We start from the raw sequence: 22681 nt of genomic DNA, 5'->3' as shown, positions 1-22681 counted from the left end.
TCGTTGACGCATGGCTCAACCTCTCGCACTGACATCCGGCGAGCCCGCAGGCATCGGCCCCGACATCACGCTCGCAGCGTGGCTGCGCCGCCGCGAACTCGATCTGCCGCCGTTCTACCTGCTCGGGGACCGCGCCTCCCTTGCCGAACGCGCCAGGACGCTCGGGCTTGCCGTCGAGTTTGCCGAGGTCAGCGCCGAGGAGGCGTCCGCGGCGTTTGCCCGCGCCCTGCCCGTCGTTGCGACCGGCAAGGCGGCGACGGCGCGACCGGGCAAGCCGGACGACAGCAGTGCCGCCGCCGCGCTTGCCTCGATCCGTCAGGCCGTCGCCGATGTCGCGTCCGGCAAGGCCGGCGCCGTCGTCACCAATCCGATCGCCAAGAACGTGCTGTACCGCGCCGGCTTCCGGCATCCCGGCCATACCGAACTCCTCGCCGAGCTTGCCGCCCGCAGCGGGCGCGCACCGCAGCCGGTGATGATGCTGTGGTCGACGGCACTCGCCGTCGTCCCGGTGACGATCCACGTTTCGGTCCGCGAGGCGCTGGCGCAATTGTCGACCGATCTGATCGTGTCGACGGCGCGGATCGTGGTCGCGGACATGAAGGCGCGGTTCGGCCTCGCGGCACCGCGGCTTGCCATCGCCGGCCTCAATCCGCATGCCGGCGAAGACGGCACGCTCGGCATGGAGGACGTCGAGATCGTCGCGCCCGCCGTCGAGATCCTGCGCCGCGACGGCATCGCCGTCCGCGGCCCGCTGCCGGCCGACACCATGTTCCACGCCGCCGCGCGAAAAACCTATGACTGCGCGATCTGCATGTATCACGACCAGGCGCTGATCCCGATCAAGACCGTCGCGTTCGAGGACGCCGTCAACGTCACGCTGGGACTGCCCTTCATCCGGACGTCGCCCGACCACGGCACCGCGTTCGATATCGCCGGCACCGGCAAGGCCAATCCCTCGAGCCTGATCGCTGCGCTCCGGCTCGCCGCGCGCATGGCGGCCGCGCGCACGACGTGAGCGCGATCGACGATCTGCCACCGCTGCGCGACGTCATTCGCGAGCATTCGCTGTCGGCGCGCAAATCTCTCGGCCAGAATTTCCTGCTCGATCTCAATCTCACCGCGCGGATTGCCCGCGCCGCGGGTCCGCTGGAAGACTGCACCGTGATCGAGGTCGGGCCCGGTCCCGGCGGATTGACACGCGCACTGCTTGCACTCGGCGCCAAGCGCGTGATCGCGATCGAGCGCGACGAGCGCGCGCTTGTTGCGCTCGACTACATCGTCAAGCGCTATCCCGGCCGCATCGAGATCGTGCATGGCGATGCGCAAGATTTCGATCCACGTCCCCTGCTTGATGGCGGCAAGGCCAAGATCATAGCCAACCTGCCCTACAACATCGCAACCCAGCTCCTGGTCGACTGGCTGTCGATCGAGCCTTGGCCGCCCTGGTACGACACCATGGTGCTGATGTTCCAGCGCGAGGTCGCCGAGCGCATCGTCGCCCATGAGGATGAGGAGGCGTATGGCCGGCTCGCGGTGCTCGCAAATTGGCGCGCCGAAACCAAGATCCTGTTCGACATTTCGCCCGCAGCGTTCGTGCCGCAACCGAAGGTCACCTCCTCGGTGGTACGATTGATACCGCGCGCCGCGCCCGAACCGTGCGACCGCCGCATGCTCGAGCAGGTGGCGGCCGCCGCCTTCGGCCAGCGCCGCAAGATGCTACGACAGAGTCTGAAATCGCTGTCGGCCGATCCGGCGCGGCTTGCCGCCGCAGCCCAGGTCGATGCGACGCGGCGCGCCGAAACCATTCCGGTCGCGGGCTTTGTTGCCATGGCTCGGGAATTGGCCGATATACGGTCCACAAAATAGAACATCAGGAGAAAACGTAATGGCGCGTATGGTTCGCCAATCCCTTGTCAAATTCGATGCACCGCTGTGCGAAACCATCGTCGACACACCGAAGCCGCAAGGGCGCGAGGTGCTGGTGCGCATCGAGCGCTGCGGCCTGTGCCATTCCGATCTCCACATCCAGGACGGTTACGCCGATCTCGGCGGCGGCAAGAAGCTCGACACCACCCGCGGCATGACCCTGCCTTTCACGCTCGGTCATGAGATCGCCGGCGTCGTCGACGAGGTCGGCCCCGATGCGCCGAAGGATCTGGTCGGATCGAAGAAGGCGGTCTTCCCCTGGATCGGCTGCGGCCAGTGCCGCGACTGCCTCGCCGGCGACGAGAACCTCTGCGTCAAGCAGCGCTTCCTCGGCGTCTCGATCGACGGCGGCTTCGCCACCCACGTGCTGGTGCCCGACGCAAAATACCTGCTCGATTACGATCCGCTGCCGGTCAACCAGGCCGCCACGCTGATGTGCTCAGGCGTCACCGCCTACGGCGCGCTGAAGCGCCTGGTCGATCGCCCGCGCCAGCGCAATTTGCTGCTGATCGGGCTTGGCGGCGTCGGCATGATGGGCCTGTCGTTCGCGCAGGCGATGTTCAAGCAAAAGATCACGGTCGCCGATCTCAGTCCCGCGGCGCGCGAGACCGCGCTGAAGAATGGTGCCGCAGCGGCGTACGACCCGGCGGAGCCCGATGTCGTCAAGCGCATGCTGAAGGAAAGCGACGGCGGCTTCGACGGTGTCGTCGACTTTGCCGGCAACGAGAAGTCGATGGCGTTTGCGGTCTCCACGGTGGCGCGCGGCGGCAAGATCGTGGTCTCGGGCCTGATGGGCGGCCAGTTCACGCTGCCGATGGTGCAGTGGGTCTACAAGCGCATGACCATCGAAGGCTTCATGGTGGGCACGCTGGCCGAAGGCCAGGAGCTGATGGCGCTTGCGCGTGCCGGCAAGATCAAGCCGACGCCGATGAAGGAAGAGCCGATGGCCGACGTCCAGAAATGGATCGACGAACTGCGCGCCGGCAAGGTCGTGGGACGCATCGTCCTGAAGAATTAACGCATGATCCGGAAAAGTGTGAAGCGGTTTTCCGAAAAGACCATGCGCGCTTAACGAAGACGCCCCGCCGCCGCGCAAGCCCCCCGGCGGGGTACTCCCTGTGCGATGTCACTGAGCGCAATTGGTCGCGCCCGGCCGGCCGGACTGCTGCTTTTGTCCTCCCACGCCCGCTGGTAGTCTGCCAGCGAGGCTGAGAGGATCACGGGGATGCACGGGGCTGTGCAAGGCAGGATCCTGGCAGCAGCAGCGCTGCTGGCGCTGCTGTGGCAGGCATTGATCGGCGTGGCGCAGGCGGCCACCGAGAAGCGCGTCGCGCTGGTGATCGGCAATTCCGCCTACCAAAACGTCACCCGGCTCGATAATCCCCGCAGCGATGCCACGCTGATGTCCGAGACGCTGGCAAGCCTCGGCTTCACCCTGATCGGCGGCCGCGCCCAGCTCGATCTCGACAAGCCAGGCATGGACATCGCCGTCCAGAGCTTCGGCCGGCAGGTGCGGGGCGCCGACGTCGCGCTGTTCTATTACGCCGGTCATGGCGTTCAGGTGTCCGGCGCGAACTACCTGGTGCCGGTCAACGCCAACGCCACGCGCGAGGCTGACGTCGATTTCCAGATGCTCGACGTCAACCTGGTGCTGAGGCAGATGCAGGGCTCCGGCACGCGGCTCAACATGGTGATCCTCGATGCCTGCCGGAACAATCCGTTCGGCGGACGCGGCCTGGGCGCCGCCGACGGCGGCCTGGCGCAAATGCGCGCGCCCGAGGGCACGCTGATTTCCTACGCCACGCAGCCCGGCAACGTTGCGCAGGACGGCACCGACGGCCACAGCCCCTACACCAGGGCACTGGCCTCCACGATCAAGCTCGCCGGGCTCGACATCTTCCAGACCTTCAACCAGGTCGGCCTTGCCGTGAAGCGCGCGACCGGCGGATCGCAGCAGCCCTGGGTCTCGTCGTCGCCGATCGACGGGACCTTCTATTTCGTGCCGCCGGCGGCCGCGGCCGAGCAGAAGGTTGCGGTCGCGCCGCAGCCCGAGCCGCAATCGCCGGGCACGCTGCGGCCCGATCCCGACCGCATTCAGATCAGGGATCCGGCACTGCTGCGCGAATTGAGCGACCGGCTCTATGAGCACAATTTCGATCCCGAGCCGATCGACAGCAAGAACGGCATGCGCGCGGCGATCAGCAAATTCCAGGAGAAGGTCGCGATGACGCCGACCGGCGAAGCGACCGAGGGCGTGCTGACACGGCTGCGCAAGATGGAGGACCTGCAGCCCTGGGGATCGATCGTCTACGGCCCCGACATCGACAAATGGGGCATCTCCTGGAAGCATGCGTCACGGCGCGCCGCGGTCGACGACGCGCGCGCCAAATGCGGCGGCGCCAAATGCACCCTCGAGCTTTCGTTCTACGGCTCGCGCTGCGGCGCGTTTGCGATATCGAGCAAGTCCTGGTCGCTGATCCAGCGCGACACGCTCGATCGCGCCAGGACCGCCGCACTTGACGAGTGTGGCAAGGCCGGGAAATCCTGTCGCATTATCGATGCCGTCTGCGCCGACGGCGCCGGACACTGAATTTGCTGATGATCATTTTAAATAGGGCCGAGAATGACAAGCATGTTTCACTCGATGCCTCGATCGATCCTGTTTTCCGCGTTGCTGCTTTCCGCCCTCGGCTCAACGGCCGCGCTTGCGCAGTCCGGCAGCTCGGGCGGCAGCATCGGCAATGACGAGAAGTCGCTGTCCGGCTCGCGCGCTGCGCCGCGCTCAGTCGAGACCGATCGACCGGCCCGGCGCAGCAAGCCCGAAGCGGACGAGCCGCGCCGCGCCGCGCGCAAGAGCGGCGGCGGCGGTAGCGTCGACGGCGCCTGGGTCGTCACGTCAGTCGGTTGCGGCGGCACCGGCTCCGGCGCGGTCGTGATCACGAGCGGCAGGATCATCGGCGAAGGGCTCACCGGATCCGTCAGCGCCAGCGGCGCGGCGCGCTCCGTTTTCCAGGCCAACGGCTTGACCTCGATCGGGTCGGGTCGCCTGTCCGGCCGCAGCGGTTCGGGAACGTTCCGCCGCTCCGACGGCTGCGGCGGGACCTGGTCCGCCACCAAACAATAGAGCTGCCCCGGACCCTGAATTTGCAGATCAAGAATTTGGACACGCCCGACCATGCACACGATGTTTCAGCCGAACGTCCGAATGACCCTGTTCTCTGCCCTGCTCTGCCTCACCGGTTCGGCGGCCGCGCTGGCGCAATCCGGCAGCAGCGGCGGCAGCATCGGCAATGACGAGAAGTCGCTGTCCGGGACCCGGCAGGCGCCGCGCGCCGTCGCGCCGTCGAAGCCTGCACGAAGCTCGGAGGCGCCGCGCCGCGCAACGCGCAAAGCCGGCAGCGAGGGCGGCGGTGGCGGCAATTTCGATGGTTCGTGGGTGGTTGTCGCCGAGGGGTCGCCTTGCGGCTCCAGCACCGAACGGCTGGTGATCTCAGGCGGCAGCATTTCGGGAGAGCTGAGTTCCGGACGTGTCAGCCCCAATGGGTCCACGACGGGAAGCGGATCCGCCGGAGGCTTGAGCTGGACCAGCTCGGGCCGTTTCTCGGGCCGCAGCGGTTCCGGCTCGTTCGTGCGATCTGACGGATGCAAGGGCCACTGGACCGCGTCAAAGCGGTAGGCCGTTCCCTGACCGAACCAGCACGATTTCTGACCACCGGCGCGCCGCAATTGCGGGGCGCCGCAAGCCGCAATTAAGCCCTACCCGCTCCGGATTTGCGGCGCATTGCGACCCAACTCTTTACCGAGATTGGCGTCACCAGCGTTTGCGTAAAAAAGAATACCGGGGACGCGTATGTCAAATCGTTCAGCGAAATTCGCTGCGGCGCTTGCCGCCAGCATCCTGGCCGGCGCCAGCTTCAGCGCCATGGCCCAGACGGCCGCCAATACGGCGAGCACCAATACGGCGAATACGGCGGACACCTGTCTGTCCGCTCCCAAGGCAACCGCTCCTGCGGGAAGCCACTGGTTCTACCATCTCGACCGCACGAAGAAGAAGTGCTGGTATCTCGGTGAGGCCAAGAACAAGGCTACCAAGACCGCGACCACGCAGCAGCAGCCGGCCGCCGCGCCCGACACGGCGACGGCCGACGCGGCGCCGCCACCGAGCAAGCCGGCGCCACAGCCGGCGATGCGCAAATCGGTCTCCGATGCACATGCCGAGTGGCCCTCGCCGCAGGCTGCTGCCGCGCCTGTCGCGGGCCCTGCAGGCCAGGCCGGCAGCACGGCGGCAACCGATCCGGCGGCGTCTGCTGCGCCGCCCGACGCGACCGCCCAGCCGTCGGCCGTGAATACGAGATGGCTGGATTCGTCGAGCATGGCCGGAACCAACGGAACCCGGCACACCGCAGACCAGCCGACCGTGGTCGCGCAGGCGGATACAGCGCCGCAACAGGCGGCCGCGACAGCTCCTGCCGCCTCCGCCGCGGCCGAGGCGCCCGCGGAGAAATCGTCGTCCTCGACCCAGATGCTGCTGATCGTGATGGTCGGCGCCCTGGCGCTGGCCGGCCTCGTCAGCGCGCTGGTGTTCGGCCTGACGCGCACGCGGACGCCGCCTTACGAAATCAAGGAAGAGTGGCGCGCGCCCTGGGATTCACTCCACACCGAGCCGGCACCACCGATGACCGTGGTCGGCCGGGACCGCCCGCTGCGCCTGTCCGAGGCGGCGCCGCGCCGCTCCGAGACACCGGTGCCGCGCCGCGCCGAGACGCCTGCTGCGCGTCGTACCGAGACGCCGGTTGCGCGCCGCGAGACCGCGCGCGATCTGGATCAAAGGGAGCAGGACAACCAGCAGATCGCAGCCATGCTGCAGCGGCTGGCGCGCAGCGCGGCGAACTAGAGCGCGCTTGAACAGGATATGAGACGTGATGCGATCCCCGCGATCGCATCACGATCGCGGTCAGCTACTTCTCGAGCTGACGCTGCAGGCCGCGCACGAATTCGGTGAGGCCGGTGCGGCGCTCGCGCTTGAGACGCTCAGCCTTCAGGATCGATTGCACCTCGGCGAACGCGTCGTCGACGTTCTGGTTGACGACGATGTAATCGTACTCCGCCCAGTGGCTCAGCTCATGGGTGGCGCGGTTCATCCGCCCGCGGATGACCTCCTCCGAGTCCTGCGCACGGGTATGCAGCCGCTTCTCGAGATCGGCGGCTGACGGCGGCAGGATGAAGACGCTGACCACGTCGGCCCGCGCCTTCTCGCGCAACTGCTGGGTGCCCTGCCAATCGATGTCGAACAGCACGTCCTGGCCGGCCGCGAGCGCCGCCTCGACCGGCGCGCGCGGCGTGCCGTAGCGATTATCGAACACGGTGGCCCATTCCAAGAGCTCGCCCTGCTTGGCCATCGCCTCGAACTTCGCCTTGTCGACGAAGAAGTAGTCGCGGCCCTCGACCTCGCCCGGCCGTTTCGAACGCGTGGTCGCCGACACCGACATTTTCAAATCCGGCATGCGCTCGATCAGCATGCGCGACAGCGTCGTCTTGCCGGCGCCCGAGGGCGACGACAGGACGAACATCAGTCCGCGCCGCTCAACGCCGTCAAAACCCTGCGCCGTCATCATTCACTCCAGATTCTGGACCTGTTCGCGGAACTGCTCGACCACGTTCTTCATCTCAAGTCCGGTATTGGTCAATTCGACGTCGTTCGACTTCGAGCAGACGGTGTTGACCTCGCGATTGAATTCCTGGGCGAGAAAGTCGAGCCGCCGCCCGACTGGGCCGCCCTTGCCGATCATCTCGCGCGCCTGGGCGATGTGCGAGGCGATACGGTCGAGCTCCTCGCGGATGTCGGCCTTGGTGGCGATCAGGATCGCCTCCTGGCTCAGCCGGTCGGCATCGAAGCGATCGGAGGTCTCCAGCAGCGCTGCGATCTGCTCGGCAAGCCGCGCCTTGATCGCATCGGGCTTGCGGCCGGGCGCCGCCTCGGCGCGCCTGGCGAGCCGCTCGATCTCGTCCATCCGCTGCATCAGGATCGCGCCCAGCGCATCACCTTCGCGGCGGCGCATCTCGACGAGGCTGCCGAGCGCCTGCTCGAACGCCTTCGCCGCCGCCCCGCGTGCCGCCTTGTCCTCGTCCTCGTTGCTGTCAGGCTCGACCACCTCGATGACGCCCTTGATGCCGAGCAGCCCATCGATGCTCGGCGCCACCGCGTCGATCCGCTGCGCGAGCTCACCTGCGACCTTCACGACGGCGGCCAGCACGTCCTCGTTGATGCGGATGGTCTGCGCTGCATCGGTGCGCTTGACGGTAAGATTGGCGTAGACCGTGCCGCGCGACAGCAGCTCGCCGGCGCGCTTCTTGGCGAGGGCTTCCAGTTCGTCCCAGCCCGGCGGCAGCCGCAACCGCAGGTCAAAGCCCTTGGCGTTGACCGATTTCAGCTCCCATTCGAACGTGTAGGGACCGCTTCCGCCATGGCTTCGGGCAAAGCCAGTCATGCTCGACAGCGCCATCGCGTGAAACTCTCCAACAGAAGGATATGGCACTCACCCGGAGCCTAACGAGACCCGGGGGGAGCCGGTGCGACCTTAAAACGGATTCCGTGAAAGTGGAATTACGTCCACCCCCGGAAAATGCAGAGCTAGGGCATGATCCGGAAAAGCGTGCAGCGGTTTTCCGGAAAGATCATGCCCAAACAAGAAGCTAAAGCGCGATGACGATACAGCCCGATTGCATCGCGCCTTAGCGCTGCACGACGGGCGGCGAATTGGTCTGCTGGGCTGCGCCCTGGCGACCGCTGCGCGGCGGCTTCTTCTGATTGGTGGGCTTCGGCGGCGTGGCCGCCGTGGGATTGTTGTCGGCTGCGCCCGGCGCCGCGGCGGCCGGCGCCGGATCATCCGCGGGCTCGACGGTGTCGTTCTGGATCTGCTTCTCCGAGGCGCGCAGCTTGGCGACGTTCTTCGCGTGCTGGTCGTAGGTCTCGGTAAAGGCGTGGCCGCCGGTTCCGTCGGCAACGAAGAACAGGTCGCGGGTGCGCGCCGGATTGGCGGTTGCCTCCAGCGAGGCACGGCCGGGATTGGCGATCGGTCCGGGCGGCAGGCCGTCGATCACATAGGTGTTGTAGGGCGACGGCTGCGTGATCTCGCTGCGCTTGATCGGACGCCCCAGCGTGCCCTTGCCGCCCACCAGTCCGTAGATGATGGTCGGATCGGACTGCAGCTTCATCTTCTGGCGCATGCGATTGACGAACACGGCGGCGACGCGGCTGCGCTCGTCGGAGCGGCCGGTTTCCTTCTCGACGATCGAGGCCAGGGTCACCAGCTGGTCCGGCGATTTCAGCGGCGTGTCGGTATTGCGGCGCTCCCAGATTTCGGCAAGCACGCGCTTCTGCGCCTGCTGCAGGCGCTGGATCACCTGATCGCGCGTGGTGCCGCGCGGGAATTTGTAGGTCTCCGGCAGCAACGTTCCCTCGCGCGGAATCTCGCGCACCGAGCCGGTGAAGATGTCGTTGTCGGTGAGCCGCGTCACGATCTGCTCCGAAGTGAGACCTTCGGGAATCGTGATGGCGTGCTGCACCACCTTGCCGTCGACGATGGTGGCGATGACGTCGCGCAGGCTGGCATTCTTCTGGAACGAGTATTCGCCGGGCTTGAGATCGGAGCTCGCCTTCAGTGCGAACACGCTGCCGATGAATATCCACGGATTGACGTTGATGACGCCCTCGCGCGAGAGCACGTCGGCGATGTCACGCTTGCCGGCGCGCGCGGGGATGTTGACGATCTTGTCTTCCTGCAGCGGGCCCGGCGATTCCAGCGTCTGCCTGCCGTAGTAATACGTCGCTCCGGCGCCGATCATCAGGATGATCAGGATGGTGAAGATGGCATTGCCGACGATCACGAAGGGATTGCGGGCACGATCCGAGCGCTTGGGCGGCGGCGGAACCTGTTCGGGCTCCAGCGCGGCACGTGGACTCCTCGGTGAAATGGGCGGTCTCTCACTCATCGATGCAAACCAATATCCTGCCGGTTGAATCGTGGCCGGACAAACCCCTGCCCTGCCAATAGCATACGCCCGCTATTAGGAGTCACCGCGGAATACGGCAAAACGGTGGACTAGTTCTAAAGACCTACTAATTGGTCACGCGCTGCACGATCACGGAGGCGTTGGTGCCGCCGAAACCGAAGGAATTGGAGAGCGCCACATTCACGTCACGCTTGCGCGACGTATGTGGCACAAGATCGATCGCCGTTTGCACCGACGGGTTGTCGAGATTGATGGTCGGCGGCACCACATTGTCGCGAATCGCCAGCACCGCGAAGATCGCCTCGATCGCGCCGGCCGCTCCGAGCAGATGTCCGGTCGCGGACTTGGTCGACGACATCGAAACCTTCGAGGCCGCATTGCCGAGCAGACGCTCGACCGCGCCGAGCTCGATCTCGTCGCCGACCTGCGTCGAGGTGCCGTGCGCATTGATGTAGTCGAGATCGGACGCCGCGAGGCCGGCGCGCTTCAGCGCCATGCTCATGCTGCGGAAGCCGCCATTGCCGTCCGGCGGCGGCGAGGTGATGTGAAAGGCATCGCCCGACAGGCCGTAGCCGGTGACCTCGGCGTAGATCTTCGCGCCGCGCTGCCTGGCATGCTCGTATTCCTCGAGCACGAGGACGCCGGCGCCCTCGCCCATCACGAAGCCGTCGCGATCCTTGTCGTATGGCCGCGATGCCTTTTGCGGGGTATCGTTGAAGCCGGTGGACAGCGCGCGCGCCGCACAGAAGCCGGCGATGCCGATGCGGGAGATCGGCGATTCGGCGCCGCCCGCGAGCATCACGTCGGCATCGCCGAGCGCGATCAGCCGCGCCGCATCGCCGACTGCATGCGCACCGGTCGAGCACGCCGTGACGACCGCATGATTGGGCCCCTTCAGGCCGTGCTCGATCGAGACGTAGCCGGACGCCAGATTGATCAGGCGGCCCGGAATGAAGAAGGGAGAGACCCTGCGCGGTCCACGCTCCTTCAGCAGCACCGCGGTCTCGGCGATGCCCGTGAGGCCGCCGATGCCGGAGCCGATCATCGTGCCGGTGGCGAACTGGTCCTCATCGGACTTCGGATGCCAGTTGGCATCGTCAAGCGCCTGCCTGGCGGCGCACATCGCGTAGAGGATGAAGTCGTCGACCTTGCGCTGGTCCTTCGGCTCCATCCACTGATCGGGATTGAAGGTGCCGTTGGAGCCGTCGCCGCGCGGAATGTAGCAGGCGACCTGGCTCGGCAGGTCGGACACTTCGAACGTGTCGATTTTCTTGCCGCCGCTCTCGCCGGCGAGGATGCGCGTCCAGGTTGCGTCAACGCCGCAGCCGAGCGGTGTAAGCATGCCCAGCCCCGTGACGACAACCCGTCTCATTTCCACGCCTCCGGCCAGCAATGGGCGGCTAATAGTAAGAAACCGGGGGACCGCTCAACCGCGGTCCCTCCGGCCCCATCAACTCCGCGATCGGCGTCAGCTCTTCGCGTTCTTCTCAAGAAACTTGGTCGCGTCGCCGACGGTGAGAATCGTCTCCGCCGCGTCGTCGGGAATCTCGCAACCGAATTCTTCTTCGAAGGCCATCACGAGCTCGACCGTGTCGAGGCTGTCGGCGCCGAGGTCATCGATGAAGCTCGCGCCATCGACCACCTTCTCGGGTTCGACACCAAGGTGCTCGACCACAATCTTCTTAACCCGCTCGCCAATCTCACTCATCGTTCAACCTCGTTGTTCCATTGGACCCGACCCCAAGACGATACGAGCCATCGTGGTCGTCTCGATTACTCAGTCGCGCATAGTCTTGATTCGGCCCGGTCGTAGCCGACTAAAGCCCCGGCGAACGGCAGGCGTCGCCACGCCAATATACAGGGTTTCAAAATCCTGCAATGGCGTTCTTTGCCCATCCATGGGGGGTTCAGCTATCATACTTCCCAAGCCTTGACTACACGCCTGAACCGGCTCCCGAAAACGGCTTTTCGCCGCATTGCGAGAGCCAGTAAGCAGCTCAAATCATAGCCATCCCGCCGTTGACGTGAATGGTCTGTCCGGTGACGTAGGCAGCCTCGTTCGAGGCCAGATAGACCGCCGCCGCAGCGATGTCCTCGGGCGTTCCAAGCCGCGCCGCAGGAACCTTCGCCAGGATGGTTTCGCGCTGCTTGTCGTTGAGCGCATCGGTCATCGGCGTCTTTATGAAACCCGGCGCGATGCAGTTGGCGGTCACGCCGCGCTTGGCGTATTCGGCACCGAGCGTCTTGATCAGGCCGATGATGCCGGCCTTCGAGGCGGTGTAGTTGCCCTGCCCCGGATTGCCGGTGACGCCGACGATCGAGGTGATCGCGATGATGCGGCCGAAGCGCTTGCGCATCATCAATTTGGTCGCTGCGCGCGCGAGGCGGAATGTCGCGGTCAGGTTGACCGCAATCACGTCGTCCCAATCCTCGTCGCGCAACTGCACGAACAAATTGTCGCGGGTGATGCCGGCGTTCGCGATCAGGATGTCGACCTGCCCCATCGCAGCTTCCGCTGCCGGCACCAGCGCCTCGACATCATCCCTGCTGGAGAGATTGCACGGCAGCACGTGAACGCGCTCGCCGAGCTTGGCCGCAAAGCCGTCCAGCACCTCGCGCCGCGTCCCCGAAATCGCGACCGTCGCGCCTTGCGCGTGCAGCGCCTGGGCGATCGCGCCGCCGATGCCGCCGGTTGCGCCCGTGACGAGCGCCGTCTTGCCAGTCAGATCAAACATCGAATTCTCCTTCCGGCTGCTTCAAGCCGAAGCTGCGAGCGCGTCCTTGGCCGCAGCAATATCGTTCGGGCCGCCGACGGACACGCCGACCGCGCCATCGGCGATGCGCTTGACGAGGCCGCTCAGCACCTTGCCGGCGCCGATCTCGAAGAACCGCGTCACGCCCTGCCCTGCCATATAGGCGACCGACTCGCGCCAGCGCACCGTCCCCGTGACCTGTTCGACCAGGCGGCGGCGGATCTCGTCGGGATCGGTGATCGCCGAGGCCAGCACGTTGGAAACCAGCGGCGCCGCGGGCGCCTTGATGGTGACGCCGGACAGCGCCTCGGCCATCGCATCGGCCGCCGGCTGCATCAGCTTGCAGTGGAACGGTGCCGACACCGGCAGCAGCATGGCGCGCTTTGCCCCTTTGGTCTTGGCGATCTCGACGGCGCGGTCGACCGCGGCCTTGTCGCCGGAGACCACCACCTGGCCGCCGCCATTGTCGTTGGCGGCCTGGCAGACCTGGCCCTGCGCCGCCTCATTGGCGACCGCCACAGCCGCCTCGTAGTCGAGGCCGAGCAGCGCGGCCATCGCGCCGGCGCCGACCGGCACCGCCTTCTGCATCGCGAGCCCACGGGTGCGCAGCAGCCGCGCGGTGTCGCTGACGGTCAGGCTGCCGGCGGCGGCCAGCGCCGAATACTCGCCGAGCGAGTGCCCGGCCACAAAGGCCGCGTTGCGGCCGACCGAGAAGCCGGCTTCGCTCTCGAGCACGCGCAGGGTGGCGATCGAGACCGCCATCAGGGCCGGCTGGGCATTTTCCGTCAGTTGCAAAGTCTCGCCCGGACCATCCCAGATGATCGCGGTCAGCTTCTGGTCCAGGGCGGAATCGACCTCTTCGAACACCGCTTTGGCGACCGGAAAGGCGTCGGCCAGGGCCTTGCCCATGCCAACCGCCTGCGAGCCCTGCCCGGGAAACGTAAATGCTGCCGTCATCGGCGATCCCCACCTTGTTGAGCGTGATCCCCGCGCAGGCGCCTTGCGCCCGCCGCAGGGGAAACGGTATCCGCGTCGCGCGAAACGCGCCACAGCGGGTCCGGGCCCTGCCGTGCACCCCGGCCCTGGACCGGGCCGTAAGACACTGATGGGGGGCGCGATGTCAAGCCGCGCGCGCGGAACCCTGGGGATGCCGGACGGGCTTCCGGCTAGAACCCACCGGCATTCTGGTCGGCGTTAACCTTGGCGCCGGCCTGCGCCCGGCGCGCGCTGTTGACCAGTTGCCCCGGACGATCCTCGTGGGCGGGCCTGGCCGTCGCAAGCCGCAGCACGGCGGCGTAGCCCGGCTGCACCTCCATCCGGCCGGCATAGCGGCTTCCGCTCAGGATGCGGTGGACGCGCGGCAGGTTGTAACAGGGCACGTAGAACAGCAAATGGTGCTCGAGGTGATAGTTCACGTAGTATGGCGCGATGAACAGCCGCTCGAGGACATTGGCGCGCGTGGTGCGGGTGTTGCGCAACGGATCGGAGCTGTCGGGCACGACGGCATGTTCGGCGATGTTGCGGATGCGCGTGATCACCATCATCCAGGTGAAGAGCGGCACCAGCCACAATAGCGGATAGGCCCACCACACGCCCGCGGCGGCAAGGCCTGCGAACAGCAGCGCGTTGGTGACGCATTGCGGCCCGAGCTTGTCCCAGAAATTCGCGGCACGCTGCGACAACGGCCAGTCCTTCGGCCCGAGTGCGTTGAGCAGTTGCGCCTTGCGCTGCTGGTAGCCGGTCTGCCCGGTGATATCGCGGAAGAATTTCCGGCGATAGCTCATCTTCGTGATCGGAAACGGCGCCGACAGCACCAGATCAGGATCGTCCTCCTGCTGCGTCCGCGCATGATGCTGCAAATGATAGCGGCGATAGCCGCGGGTTTCGGCGAAGATCGGATAGGCGCAGAACCACTGACTCAGCGTGAGATTGGTCTTCTCGTCCGCCGAGAGACAGCCATGCGCCCCGTCATGCATCAGGATCGCAAGCCCGAGCTGGCGCGAGCCGATGATCGCGACCGCAAGCAGATAGGTCAGCGGATTGGGCCACCATGCGACCATCGCGATCGCCCCCAGGATCAAGGCCCAGGCATGCGCGATCAGCGCGACGCCCTTCCACGTGGTGCGCTCACGGACCGCCACCAGTTCGTCTTCGGTGAGAAAATCGCGGGCACGCATGCGAAGCGCGGTCATGAGCTGGTCTCCCCGTCCGTGGAGGGTGAATTGTCGCGATCGCTGACCAGGCGCAGGCGCGATTCATCATTGGCGGACGTCGATGTTGCGGTCGCCTGCTCGCCGAGCGCGCGCAGCAATTCGCGGCGCATCTCCTCGGAGGCGCGGCCCATGGCGAAGCCTTCGACGATCACACCGATCGCAATCGCCCAGAAGCGCCGCGAGCTCTCCTCGGGGGCGCGCAACGAGCGCCAGCCGTGCCGCTCGACCTGGCCCGCATAGGCGCGTGCGCCTTCGCTGTGCAGACGTTCGATGGTTCGCTCGACCAGCGGCGCGAGATCCTGCCGGCGCCTTGTGAGTGTCAGGGCCTCGGCGAAGAAGGCGACCGTGTCGGTCGCCGTCACGGTCTCGGCCAAAGCGTGCGTGTACTCCCGCGGCGTGTGGGCCTGCAGCGCAGCCTGCTCGGTCGCGCGCGCCAGATAAAGCATGTCGCGGCTGGCGGCTTCGACGAACAGCGCCTCCTTGGTGCGGAAGTAATAGGTGATCTGGCTCGGAAAGGCGTCGGCGGCTGCGGCGATATCGGAGATCGACGTGCCCGAGACCCCGCGCTCCTTGAACAGGCGGCTGGCGGCATCGAGCAGCAGCGAGCGCATCTTGCGCCCCGCCGACCGTGTCGCGCGGACGGCGTGCTTCGGATCGGACGCGGACATGCCGCTGGCGGTCTCCGAACCCATTGATCGTCCTCCCGGAGATATTTGTATGATATACAAACAAAGAAATCAACAAGGATCCGCGAAAGTGGGCTATGGAGCGCCGGAGAGGCCCGGCCTCGTCGCGAAATCCCAGGGACGACAACCCTTGCCTTCGCGGCCAAAATCCGTATAAAGCGCCCCATTCGTGGGCTCCGGCCGGGAGCTGAACGGACGGTCTCAGCAAATTCACCCGTTGATTTTGATGTGGCAGGGCCAGTCGGCCCGTCGTCCCGTGCTCCCGCCTTCTGAGCAGCTCGAGTCCTTTCCGAAGGTCTCGAAGGGCTTGTCGCCGGAAACCCGCGCCAACACAGGAAAGGACAACCATGCCTCTTTACGAGCATGTTTTTCTCGCGCGTCAGGATGCGAGCACCCAGCAGGTGGATGAGCTGACGGCCCAGATGACGGGGATCGTCGAGCAGGGCGGCGGCAAGGTCACCAAGACCGAGAGCTGGGGCGTGCGCTCCCTCACCTACCGCATGAACAAGAACCGCAAGGCGCATTTCGTGCTGATGAACATCGACGCACCGTCGGCTGTCGTCACCGAGATCGAGCGCCAGGAGCGGATCAACGAAGACGTCATCCGCTATCTCACCGTGCGCGTCGAAGAGCACGAGGAAGGCCCGTCCGCGATGATGCGCAAGGCCGACCGTGACCGCGAGCGCGATGACCGCGGCGGTGGCTTCCGCGGCGACCGCGAAGGCGGCTTCCGTGGCGACCGCGAGGGTGGTTTCCGTGGCGACCGTGGCCCGCGCCGTCCGCGCGAAGAAGAAGCTGCGACCGAGGAGTAATGAATCATGGCTGATGCTGGTGCCCGCCGTCCGTTTTTCCGTCGCCGCAAGTCCTGCCCGTTCACGGGCGCGAACGCGCCGAAGATCGACTACAAGGATTCCAAGCTGTTGATGCGTTACGTCTCCGAGCGCGGCAAGATCGTGCCGAGCCGCATCACGGCGGTGTCCGCCAAGAAGCAGCGTGAGCTCGCCCGCGCCATCAAGCGCGCGCGTTTCCTCGGCTTGCTGCCCTACGTTATCAGGTAAACGTTTCCGGCCGGCGGCACGCGCCGCCGGCCGCTTATTCTCATAAGGCTTCCGGGTCGTCCGGTCGCCGATGGTTGGGGTTCTCGACAGAGTGCCTCTAACCGCTCGAAAGGAGCGGGACAGCTGATGATCGCGATACTCATCGTTGCACTTGCAGCCGGCGCCGCGTCGGCGCTGATGTTCGCCTCGATCGTTTCGGGCGCGGCGGTCTCGTTGCTGCTCGCCTATTTTGCTCCGCTGCCGCTCATGGTGGTGGCGCTCGGCTGGGGTCCGCTTGCCGCTGTGTTCAGCGGCATCATCGCGACCGCCGCGCTGACAACCCTCCTCGGCCTGTCCCACGGCGTCGGCTTCGCAATCGGGGTCGCATTGCCGGCCTGGTGGCTCGGCCATCTCGCCATGCTCGGACGGCCGGGCGCGACCACAGCGGTCGCGGGCAGCGCCGCCAATCTCGAATGGTATCCGGTCGGCCGCATCCTGATCTGGATCGTGGCCATAGCGGTCCTTACGACGGCGGGCATCCTGCTGTCGTTCGGTGCAGACGTCGACGCCATCGCCGAGACCATCCGGCAGGGCCTGCGCGAGATGATGCGCCAGACCGACGGCAATATGACGGCCGAGCAAATCGATCAGCTCGCGAGGCTGTTCGTGTTCCTTGCCCCGCTGGCGCTGCCGGTGAGCGTGACGATGATGTTCACGCTGAACCTGTGGCTGGCGGCGAAAGTCGCACTGACATCCGGACGCCTGCATCGGCCATGGCCGGACCTGCGAAGCACCGCGCTGCCGCCGGTCACGCTCGCGATCCTGGCCGCGGCCGTCGCGTTCTGCTTTGTCGGCGGCACGTTCGCAATGCTGGCAAAGGCGGTCGCGACCGCGTTGCTGTTCGCCTACGCGCTCGTCGGCTTTGCCGTCCTGCATGTCCTGACCCTGTCGGCCAGCAACCGCACCCTGTGGCTCGTTTGCGTCTATGCCGTCATGTTCGTTTTCAGCGGACTGATCCTCGTGATGGCCGCACTCGGCATCGCCGACGCCGTGTTCGGACTGCGGCAGCGCTATCTGCAAACAAGACCGCCGCCTTTGCCGGTGGCGTGACATTCGATCCAACCACTTCAACCCGAGACTTTGCATCTCAAAGGAGAACGAAAATGGAAGTCATTCTGCTCGAACGCGTCGCCAAGCTTGGCCAGATGGGCGAAGTCGTGCGCGTCAAGGACGGGTTCGCCCGCAACTTCTTGCTGAAGCGCGGCAAGGCGCTGCGCGCCACCGACGCGAACCGCGCCAAGTATGACGGCATGAAGGCCGAGCTCGAGGCCAACAACATCAAGGCCAAGGGCGAAGCCGCCGTGGTCGCCGAGAAGATCGACGGCCGCGACATCGTCATCATCCGCCAGGCCTCCGAATCCGGCCAGCTGTTCGGCTCGGTCACCGTGCGCGACATCGTGGTTGCGCTTGCCGCCGACGGCGTCACGGTTGCCCGTCCGCAGGTCTGGCTCGACTCGCCGATCAAGACGATCGGCCAGCAGAAGGTGACGATCGCGGTTCACCCCGAGGTCGAGACCAGCGTCACCGTGACGGTCGCCCGCTCCGCCGAAGAGGCCGATCGGATCAAGCGCGGCGAGGACATCTCGACCCGCCAGGAAGACCAGGACGCTGCCGCCGAGGCGATCGCCGCCGCCGGCGAGTTCTTCGATCCGGAAGCCCAGCACGACGAAGCCGAGCCGGCCCCGGCTGCCGAAGAGAAGTAAGCTTCGCTTCATCACTCCACCGACTGAAGCCCGGCCCCATCAGGCCGGGCTTTGGATTCGTGCGGCCGCCTTGTCGTCAAGCATCGCAATTGACGCCAGTGCTGTCGCGGTGTGCTTCTCCTTGCCGTCGATGATGCAGAACACGTCGGCTGCAACGACGGCGACCTGACGTCCCGGCTTGATCACCCGCGCCCGGCAGATCAGCCGATCGCCCGACGCCGGCGACAGCAGGTTCAGCTTGTACTCCGCCGTCAGCGCCGGCTGGCCGTGCGACGTCGCCGCCGCAATCGTGGTGGCGTTGTCGACCAGGAACGCCGTCACCCCGCCGTGAAACAGGCCGTGCTGCTGCAGCAGCTCGGGCCGTCGGTCGACCGCGAGCGTGCACGCGCCGCGCGACAGTTCGGCCACTTCAGCACCAACCAGCCCCATGAATCCCTGACGGCCGACATTGTCGCGAATCCGCGTTGCGATCGGCGCAAAGTCCGGATCGGTCTCGCTCATGACGTTTCTCCTGCTCGCTCCGACGCCCCCCGCGCCACCACCGCGCGGATCGCGCAGGCGATCAGCGTCTCGACCTGTTCGCGCGGATCACTCTGATGGCGGCCCGACAGATAGGCGCGGCAGAAGATCTGCGCCGGCCCGATGATCTGGCTGAAGAACAGCACAGCGCTCATCGGCAGCAACTCGCCGCGCGCGAGCAGCGGCCCGCGCCAGCGCTCGATGCCATCAGTGAGCCGCGAATTCTCGGTGCGCTGTGCGCCGCGCACCTCCTCGCCCCACTCGCTGCGCGAAATCTCGAACAGGAAGCGCGCCTCGCGCCTGAAGGTCACGACCCAATCGAGATGGGCGTGGATCAGCCGCGCAACGCCCTCGGCGGCGCCGCATGTGGCGTCGACCGAGGTGATGATCGCGGCGTGATAGGCCTGCAGGATCTCCAGGAACAGAGTTCCGGCGAGCTCCTTCTTCGAGGCGAAGAAATGGAAGAAGCTGCCGTTGGAGGCGCGCGCCCGGGACCGGATCTCGGCCACCGTCGCGCCCTCGAAACCGTCGCGGTCGAACACCGCCAGTCCCGCCGCCAGCAGATCTTCGCGCACCGTGGTCAACCTGTCTTCCCCCTGACTAGATCATTACTCTAGAGTTTTGCTCTAATGGCTGTCAAACGATAACGCCGGACCTCGCGGCCCGGCGTTGGCAATTACCTCGAGGTCGGAGCTTCCGGTGGACCGGAGCCCGGCGTCGTCGGGGGCGGTGGTGGCGGCGGCGCCGTCGCGGTCACCGGCGGCGCGGCGGGCGCTGGAGCGGGAGACGCGGCTGCGGCGGGCTCGGGTGATGACGAAGCGGCGGGTGCTACCGGCGTCACCTGCGGAACCGGATCGGGCCGCACCGCGGCCGGCTCGCCGCTGCTCTTGGGCGCATCGACCTTGGCCGTGTCAGGCTCGCTGGCGGGCTTCGCCGGCTTCTCGGTCTCACCCTTGTCCTCGTGCTTGACGGCGGTCTGGGCCTTGGGCTCGTCGCCCGTCGCCGCGCCCTTCGCCTCTCCCTTGGGCGCCTCGTCGGACTTCGGCTCGTCGACCGGTTTACCGCGACGGCCGTGCTTCTGGCGCGACGGCTTGCCTTCGCCGGCGGCCTGCGGGGTCTGGCCGTCGTCCGGCTTGACGCCCTCGGGCGCTTCGGTGGGGCGCGCCATGCGCCGGCCGCGATGGCGTCCTTCACCTGGAGCCGGCGTCAGACCGTCCGCGTCGGGCTTCGACGCTTCCTTGGCGCCTTCCTGCGGCGCAGCACCCTGATGCTGGCGGCGCGACGGACGCTCAGGCGGCTGCTGCTCCGGCGACTGGTTCGCCTCCTGCCGGCCTTCCCTGCTGCCTTTGGCCCCCTTGGGCTGATCCTTGGCCTGGTAGCGCGGGTCGTTGGCGCCGTTCGAAATCAGAAAGGATGAAAGCACTCCGGCCATGTCGCTGGACGTCGTGTAGTGCTGGCGCAGGAAACCCGGCAGCGAACCGGCCGGCACGGTCTTCAGCAGGCCGCGCGGGCTCTTGTGGCAGGCTGTGCAGGTGTTTGCGAAGATCTGGGAGGGGCTTTTGCCGGCCTCGAGGTTTTGCGCTTGCGCCGATACGGCTGACAGGCAGCCAATCAGAAGCGTCACCGTCGCCAGACTGAGGGCTCGGCTCAACATTCCTTAAGTCTCCAGATTCCGGAAAAATCGCCGCCTGCGCCTCATGGATCGGCCGCGGCGGTGACCTTTTAGCCGATTATCACGCGAATGGAAGCGCGCGCATGACGCATCCACGCAATTGTCACATTTTGGAATATCGGCTTTGACCACAACGCAATAGCGGCTTTTAATTCCCTGCCTATGTTGAGGATGGGGACACATTGGAGTGATCAGCTCCGGTGGTGTCGGTGTGCAGCTTGCCGTTCCGTTGGTGTTTCGATGGACCGATTGTTGCGATTCTTCTTGGAGCGCTTCATCCGCCGCGGCTCGATCACGTTCACGACCGCGAGCGGCGCCCAATTCACCTGCGGTGACGGCACCGGCGAACCCGTTGCCGCGCGCTTCATGACCCCAGGGGCTGAAGTCCGCGTCCTGGTCGATCCCGAGCTCTATCTCGGCGAAGCCTTCATGGACGGCACGTTCGTGGTGGAACAAGGCACCATCGCCGAGGTGCTGTCTGTCCTGATGGGCCAGGCGGCCATGTTGCCGAACTTTGCCAGGCTGCAGGCCTGGGTTCGTTTCCTTGGACGGCGCGCCCAGCAGATCAATGTGCGCGGCCGCTCCAGGAGCAATGTTGCCAGCCATTACGATCTCGACGGCCGCCTCTATTCCCTGTTCCTTGACGCGGACAAGCAGTACAGCTGCGCCTATTTCGAGACGGCGGACGCGACGCTGGACGATGCCCAGCTCGCCAAGAAGCGCCACCTCGCCGCAAAACTCCTGATCAGGCCCGGCCACCGCATCCTCGACATCGGTTCCGGCTGGGGTGGGCTTGGGCTCTATCTCGCCGAGATGAGCGGCGCCGACGTCACCGGCGTCACGCTGTCGACCGAGCAGCTGCAGATCTCCAACGCCCGGGCGGCGGAGCGAAACCTGTCGCATTCGGCGCGTTTCCTGCTCGAGGACTACCGCGACATCCCCGGCCCGTTCGACCGCATCGTCTCGGTCGGCATGTTCGAGCATGTCGGCGTCGCCTTCTATGAAACCTTCTTCAAGCGCTGCGCCGAGCTCCTGAGCGACGACGGCGTCATGATGCTGCATTCGATCGGCCGCTCGACCGGGCCCGATGTCACGAGCCCCTGGATCCGCAAATACATCTTCCCCGGCGGCTACATTCCCGCGCTCTCCGAGGTCGTGCCGGCGATCGAAAAGGCCGGCTTGCTGATCTGCGACATGGAGATCCTGCGCCTGCACTACGCCGAGACGCTGAAGGCGTGGCGCGAGCGCTTCATGGCGCGGCGCGAGGAAGCTGTGCGGCTCTACGACGAGCGCTTTGCCCGGATGTGGGAATTCTATCTGGCGGCCTCGGAGATGTCGTTCCGGGTGCAGAACATGATGAACTTCCAGCTGCAGCTCACCAAGCGCCAGGGCGTGGTCCCGATGACCCGCGACTATATCGGGCGCGAGGAAGCCCGGCTGCGGCTCGAGGAAGCCGGCGCCGCCAAGCCCCGGCTGCAACTCGCCGGCGAATAAGTCTGAAATAATGCCAGCTGCTAGTTGCGCAGGCTGAAGGCGGACCCGCAATGGGCGAAGGTCGGGGCCGGACGCGCCAGATGGGCCGCGGCCGCCGAGATCAGCCGGGCATCGCAGGGAACACCCCGAACTTCCGGACGCGCCGCCTGCTCCATGGCCTCGACAAGCGCCGCCAGCCAGCGGCGGTCCATGCCACCTGCCCGGCCGGGCTGAATTCGCGCTGTCTGAAACTCGTGAGCCATGGTCCCCGTATCTTCCCTGAGCGAATACAACCCGGAATCCGCCGGGTCGTTCCCGCGAACCTGACGCAAAGAAAGTGCGCCAGGTGTGATCTGCTTCACAGAGGTCCGTCCCGGTCTGTCGTAGAGGTCCGGAATGACCCGAGAAACGCACCAGACGATGTTGGACCCGCAGCGCGACCTCGTGACCGACTACGCCCTGATCGCAACCGGCGTGGCGGCCGCCTTGATCGCACTGGCTTTCCTCATTCTGGTCTGAGGAACCGGGGCCAGCAGCGACTTCGCTTCCGGTTGGGCGCGGCAGCCCGGCAAAAGGTTCAGGCCGCGTCGAATTTTTACCAACGACATCACAGATCGGCCGAGCTC

26 protein-coding genes are annotated in these 22681 nt (G+C 66.2%); 12 read left to right on the top strand and 14 right to left on the bottom strand.

Translation table 11 applies throughout. The annotated features are described in order from the left end of the window. Positions 1-10: 10 nt before the first annotated feature. From pdxA to WDM24_RS17895, 5 genes are all read left to right on the top strand, one after another. Complete coding sequence (gene pdxA, locus WDM24_RS17915) at positions 11-1015, top strand: 4-hydroxythreonine-4-phosphate dehydrogenase PdxA (protein WP_338831956.1); 1005 nt, start codon at positions 11-13, stop codon at positions 1013-1015. Next, a complete protein-coding gene (gene rsmA / locus WDM24_RS17910; RefSeq protein WP_338700244.1) occupies positions 1012-1866 on the top strand; it encodes a 16S rRNA (adenine(1518)-N(6)/adenine(1519)-N(6))-dimethyltransferase RsmA in 855 nt (284 codons plus the stop codon). The genes pdxA and rsmA overlap by 4 nt, the downstream gene beginning before the upstream one ends. Positions 1867-1885: 19 nt before the next feature. Next, positions 1886-2944: an alcohol dehydrogenase gene (locus WDM24_RS17905; RefSeq protein ID WP_338700242.1), complete on the top strand. Its 1059-nt coding sequence runs from the start codon at positions 1886-1888 to the stop codon at positions 2942-2944. A gap of 207 nt (positions 2945-3151) precedes the next feature. Next, positions 3152-4516 carry a caspase family protein gene (locus WDM24_RS17900; protein ID WP_338831955.1) on the top strand — a complete coding sequence of 455 codons (1365 nt, stop codon included), beginning with the start codon at positions 3152-3154 and terminating at the stop codon, positions 4514-4516. A 33-nt stretch (positions 4517-4549) separates the two neighbouring features. Next, positions 4550-5050: a hypothetical protein gene (locus tag WDM24_RS17895; protein ID WP_414645733.1), complete on the top strand. Its 501-nt coding sequence runs from the start codon at positions 4550-4552 to the stop codon at positions 5048-5050. Between the two features lie 65 nt (positions 5051-5115). On the opposite strand, the gene WDM24_RS17890 is transcribed toward WDM24_RS17895, so the two are convergent. After that, positions 5116-5652: a hypothetical protein gene (locus tag WDM24_RS17890; protein ID WP_338831953.1), complete on the bottom strand. Its 537-nt coding sequence runs from the start codon at positions 5650-5652 to the stop codon at positions 5116-5118. A 124-nt stretch (positions 5653-5776) separates the two neighbouring features. Between WDM24_RS17890 and WDM24_RS17885 the strand changes: the two genes are divergently transcribed. After that, entirely contained in the window at positions 5777-6820 is a 1044-nt protein-coding gene (locus WDM24_RS17885; protein WP_338831952.1) for a hypothetical protein, read from the top strand. Between the two features lie 64 nt (positions 6821-6884). Here the strand turns inward: WDM24_RS17885 and gmk are convergent, their stop codons facing one another. The 9 genes from gmk to WDM24_RS17840 all read right to left on the bottom strand — a co-directional run bounded on the left by gmk (position 6885) and on the right by WDM24_RS17840 (position 15597). Next, entirely contained in the window at positions 6885-7538 is a 654-nt protein-coding gene (gene gmk / locus WDM24_RS17880; RefSeq protein ID WP_338831951.1) for a guanylate kinase, read from the bottom strand. Positions 7539-7541: 3 nt separating this feature from the next. Beyond that, a complete protein-coding gene (locus WDM24_RS17875) occupies positions 7542-8429 on the bottom strand; it encodes a YicC/YloC family endoribonuclease (RefSeq protein ID WP_338831950.1) in 888 nt (295 codons plus the stop codon). A gap of 229 nt (positions 8430-8658) precedes the next feature. Next, positions 8659-9918, bottom strand: coding sequence for an endolytic transglycosylase MltG (gene mltG / locus WDM24_RS17870; protein WP_166296220.1), 1260 nt, complete (start codon positions 9916-9918; stop codon positions 8659-8661). A 127-nt stretch (positions 9919-10045) separates the two neighbouring features. Beyond that, positions 10046-11311, bottom strand: coding sequence for a beta-ketoacyl-ACP synthase II (fabF, locus tag WDM24_RS17865; RefSeq protein ID WP_338700232.1), 1266 nt, complete (start codon positions 11309-11311; stop codon positions 10046-10048). Positions 11312-11407: 96 nt separating this feature from the next. After that, positions 11408-11647 (bottom strand): acyl carrier protein, encoded by a 240-nt coding sequence (locus tag WDM24_RS17860; RefSeq protein WP_011441358.1) that lies wholly within the window; start codon positions 11645-11647, stop codon positions 11408-11410. A gap of 289 nt (positions 11648-11936) precedes the next feature. Next, positions 11937-12674 (bottom strand): 3-oxoacyl-[acyl-carrier-protein] reductase, encoded by a 738-nt coding sequence (gene fabG / locus WDM24_RS17855; protein ID WP_338831949.1) that lies wholly within the window; start codon positions 12672-12674, stop codon positions 11937-11939. A 21-nt stretch (positions 12675-12695) separates the two neighbouring features. Further along, a complete protein-coding gene (gene fabD / locus WDM24_RS17850; protein ID WP_338831948.1) occupies positions 12696-13649 on the bottom strand; it encodes an ACP S-malonyltransferase in 954 nt (317 codons plus the stop codon). 209 nt (positions 13650-13858) lie between these two features. Next, the gene (locus WDM24_RS17845; RefSeq protein WP_338831947.1) at positions 13859-14884 is read right to left on the bottom strand and encodes a fatty acid desaturase family protein; all 1026 of its coding nucleotides are present in this window, start codon (positions 14882-14884) and stop codon (positions 13859-13861) included. Continuing rightward, entirely contained in the window at positions 14881-15597 is a 717-nt protein-coding gene (locus tag WDM24_RS17840) for a TetR/AcrR family transcriptional regulator C-terminal domain-containing protein (RefSeq protein WP_338831946.1), read from the bottom strand. The genes WDM24_RS17845 and WDM24_RS17840 overlap by 4 nt, the downstream gene beginning before the upstream one ends. Positions 15598-15938: 341 nt before the next feature. On the opposite strand from WDM24_RS17840, the gene rpsF reads away from it, so the two are divergent. The 4 genes from rpsF to rplI all read left to right on the top strand — a co-directional run bounded on the left by rpsF (position 15939) and on the right by rplI (position 18391). Continuing rightward, on the top strand, positions 15939-16403 hold the full coding sequence (rpsF, locus tag WDM24_RS17835) for a 30S ribosomal protein S6 (protein ID WP_029083529.1): 465 nt from the start codon (positions 15939-15941) through the stop codon (positions 16401-16403). Positions 16404-16409: 6 nt separating this feature from the next. Next, positions 16410-16649: a 30S ribosomal protein S18 gene (rpsR, locus tag WDM24_RS17830; protein ID WP_016844287.1), complete on the top strand. Its 240-nt coding sequence runs from the start codon at positions 16410-16412 to the stop codon at positions 16647-16649. A gap of 126 nt (positions 16650-16775) precedes the next feature. Continuing rightward, positions 16776-17738 (top strand): DUF2232 domain-containing protein, encoded by a 963-nt coding sequence (locus tag WDM24_RS17825; protein ID WP_166296241.1) that lies wholly within the window; start codon positions 16776-16778, stop codon positions 17736-17738. A 53-nt stretch (positions 17739-17791) separates the two neighbouring features. Continuing rightward, entirely contained in the window at positions 17792-18391 is a 600-nt protein-coding gene (rplI, locus tag WDM24_RS17820; protein ID WP_166296244.1) for a 50S ribosomal protein L9, read from the top strand. A 39-nt stretch (positions 18392-18430) separates the two neighbouring features. Here the strand turns inward: rplI and WDM24_RS17815 are convergent, their stop codons facing one another. From WDM24_RS17815 to WDM24_RS17805, 3 genes are all read right to left on the bottom strand, one after another. Then, positions 18431-18892 carry a PaaI family thioesterase gene (locus tag WDM24_RS17815; protein WP_338831945.1) on the bottom strand — a complete coding sequence of 154 codons (462 nt, stop codon included), beginning with the start codon at positions 18890-18892 and terminating at the stop codon, positions 18431-18433. After that, a complete protein-coding gene (locus tag WDM24_RS17810) occupies positions 18889-19494 on the bottom strand; it encodes a TetR/AcrR family transcriptional regulator (RefSeq protein ID WP_338831944.1) in 606 nt (201 codons plus the stop codon). Before WDM24_RS17810 ends, WDM24_RS17815 begins: the two co-directional genes overlap by 4 nt. Positions 19495-19586: 92 nt before the next feature. Further along, on the bottom strand, positions 19587-20564 hold the full coding sequence (locus tag WDM24_RS17805; RefSeq protein WP_338831943.1) for a hypothetical protein: 978 nt from the start codon (positions 20562-20564) through the stop codon (positions 19587-19589). 258 nt (positions 20565-20822) lie between these two features. On the opposite strand from WDM24_RS17805, the gene WDM24_RS17800 reads away from it, so the two are divergent. Continuing rightward, the gene (locus tag WDM24_RS17800; protein ID WP_338831942.1) at positions 20823-22076 is read left to right on the top strand and encodes a cyclopropane-fatty-acyl-phospholipid synthase family protein; all 1254 of its coding nucleotides are present in this window, start codon (positions 20823-20825) and stop codon (positions 22074-22076) included. A gap of 20 nt (positions 22077-22096) precedes the next feature. Here the strand turns inward: WDM24_RS17800 and WDM24_RS17795 are convergent, their stop codons facing one another. After that, positions 22097-22318, bottom strand: coding sequence for a hypothetical protein (locus tag WDM24_RS17795; RefSeq protein WP_338700185.1), 222 nt, complete (start codon positions 22316-22318; stop codon positions 22097-22099). Positions 22319-22451: 133 nt separating this feature from the next. Between WDM24_RS17795 and WDM24_RS17790 the strand changes: the two genes are divergently transcribed. After that, entirely contained in the window at positions 22452-22574 is a 123-nt protein-coding gene (locus WDM24_RS17790; protein WP_256372062.1) for a hypothetical protein, read from the top strand. The last annotated feature ends 107 nt before the right edge of the window (positions 22575-22681 follow it).

Origin of the sequence: Bradyrhizobium sp. 27S5, from assembly GCF_037217225.1 — a bacterium.
Lineage (GTDB): Bacteria > Pseudomonadota > Alphaproteobacteria > Rhizobiales > Xanthobacteraceae > Bradyrhizobium > Bradyrhizobium septentrionale.
Note: the sequence above shows the minus strand (reverse complement) of the source record. Positions and strands in the feature narration are given on the sequence as shown.

What these genes read in the sequence shown, in the direction of transcription:
- fabD (WP_338831948.1), bottom strand. Translation starts at nt 13,649, where the DNA reads ATGACGGCAGCATTTACGTTTCCCGGGCAGGGCTCGCAGGCGGTTGGC.
- WDM24_RS17875 (WP_338831950.1), bottom strand. Translation starts at nt 8,429, where the DNA reads ATGGCGCTGTCGAGCATGACTGGCTTTGCCCGAAGCCATGGCGGAAGC.
- WDM24_RS17800 (WP_338831942.1), top strand. Translation starts at nt 20,823, where the DNA reads ATGGACCGATTGTTGCGATTCTTCTTGGAGCGCTTCATCCGCCGCGGC.
- gmk (WP_338831951.1), bottom strand. Translation starts at nt 7,538, where the DNA reads ATGACGGCGCAGGGTTTTGACGGCGTTGAGCGGCGCGGACTGATGTTC.
- pdxA (WP_338831956.1), top strand. Translation starts at nt 11, where the DNA reads ATGGCTCAACCTCTCGCACTGACATCCGGCGAGCCCGCAGGCATCGGC.
- WDM24_RS17900 (WP_338831955.1), top strand. Translation starts at nt 3,152, where the DNA reads ATGCACGGGGCTGTGCAAGGCAGGATCCTGGCAGCAGCAGCGCTGCTG.
- mltG (WP_166296220.1), bottom strand. Translation starts at nt 9,918, where the DNA reads ATGAGTGAGAGACCGCCCATTTCACCGAGGAGTCCACGTGCCGCGCTG.
- WDM24_RS17815 (WP_338831945.1), bottom strand. Translation starts at nt 18,892, where the DNA reads ATGAGCGAGACCGATCCGGACTTTGCGCCGATCGCAACGCGGATTCGC.
- WDM24_RS17885 (WP_338831952.1), top strand. Translation starts at nt 5,777, where the DNA reads ATGTCAAATCGTTCAGCGAAATTCGCTGCGGCGCTTGCCGCCAGCATC.
- fabG (WP_338831949.1), bottom strand. Translation starts at nt 12,674, where the DNA reads ATGTTTGATCTGACTGGCAAGACGGCGCTCGTCACGGGCGCAACCGGC.
- WDM24_RS17895 (WP_414645733.1), top strand. Translation starts at nt 4,550, where the DNA reads ATGACAAGCATGTTTCACTCGATGCCTCGATCGATCCTGTTTTCCGCG.
- WDM24_RS17905 (WP_338700242.1), top strand. Translation starts at nt 1,886, where the DNA reads ATGGCGCGTATGGTTCGCCAATCCCTTGTCAAATTCGATGCACCGCTG.
- WDM24_RS17840 (WP_338831946.1), bottom strand. Translation starts at nt 15,597, where the DNA reads ATGGGTTCGGAGACCGCCAGCGGCATGTCCGCGTCCGATCCGAAGCAC.
- WDM24_RS17795 (WP_338700185.1), bottom strand. Translation starts at nt 22,318, where the DNA reads ATGGCTCACGAGTTTCAGACAGCGCGAATTCAGCCCGGCCGGGCAGGT.
- WDM24_RS17845 (WP_338831947.1), bottom strand. Translation starts at nt 14,884, where the DNA reads ATGACCGCGCTTCGCATGCGTGCCCGCGATTTTCTCACCGAAGACGAA.
- rplI (WP_166296244.1), top strand. Translation starts at nt 17,792, where the DNA reads ATGGAAGTCATTCTGCTCGAACGCGTCGCCAAGCTTGGCCAGATGGGC.
- WDM24_RS17790 (WP_256372062.1), top strand. Translation starts at nt 22,452, where the DNA reads ATGACCCGAGAAACGCACCAGACGATGTTGGACCCGCAGCGCGACCTC.
- rpsR (WP_016844287.1), top strand. Translation starts at nt 16,410, where the DNA reads ATGGCTGATGCTGGTGCCCGCCGTCCGTTTTTCCGTCGCCGCAAGTCC.
- rpsF (WP_029083529.1), top strand. Translation starts at nt 15,939, where the DNA reads ATGCCTCTTTACGAGCATGTTTTTCTCGCGCGTCAGGATGCGAGCACC.
- fabF (WP_338700232.1), bottom strand. Translation starts at nt 11,311, where the DNA reads ATGAGACGGGTTGTCGTCACGGGGCTGGGCATGCTTACACCGCTCGGC.
- WDM24_RS17860 (WP_011441358.1), bottom strand. Translation starts at nt 11,647, where the DNA reads ATGAGTGAGATTGGCGAGCGGGTTAAGAAGATTGTGGTCGAGCACCTT.
- WDM24_RS17805 (WP_338831943.1), bottom strand. Translation starts at nt 20,564, where the DNA reads ATGTTGAGCCGAGCCCTCAGTCTGGCGACGGTGACGCTTCTGATTGGC.
- WDM24_RS17825 (WP_166296241.1), top strand. Translation starts at nt 16,776, where the DNA reads ATGATCGCGATACTCATCGTTGCACTTGCAGCCGGCGCCGCGTCGGCG.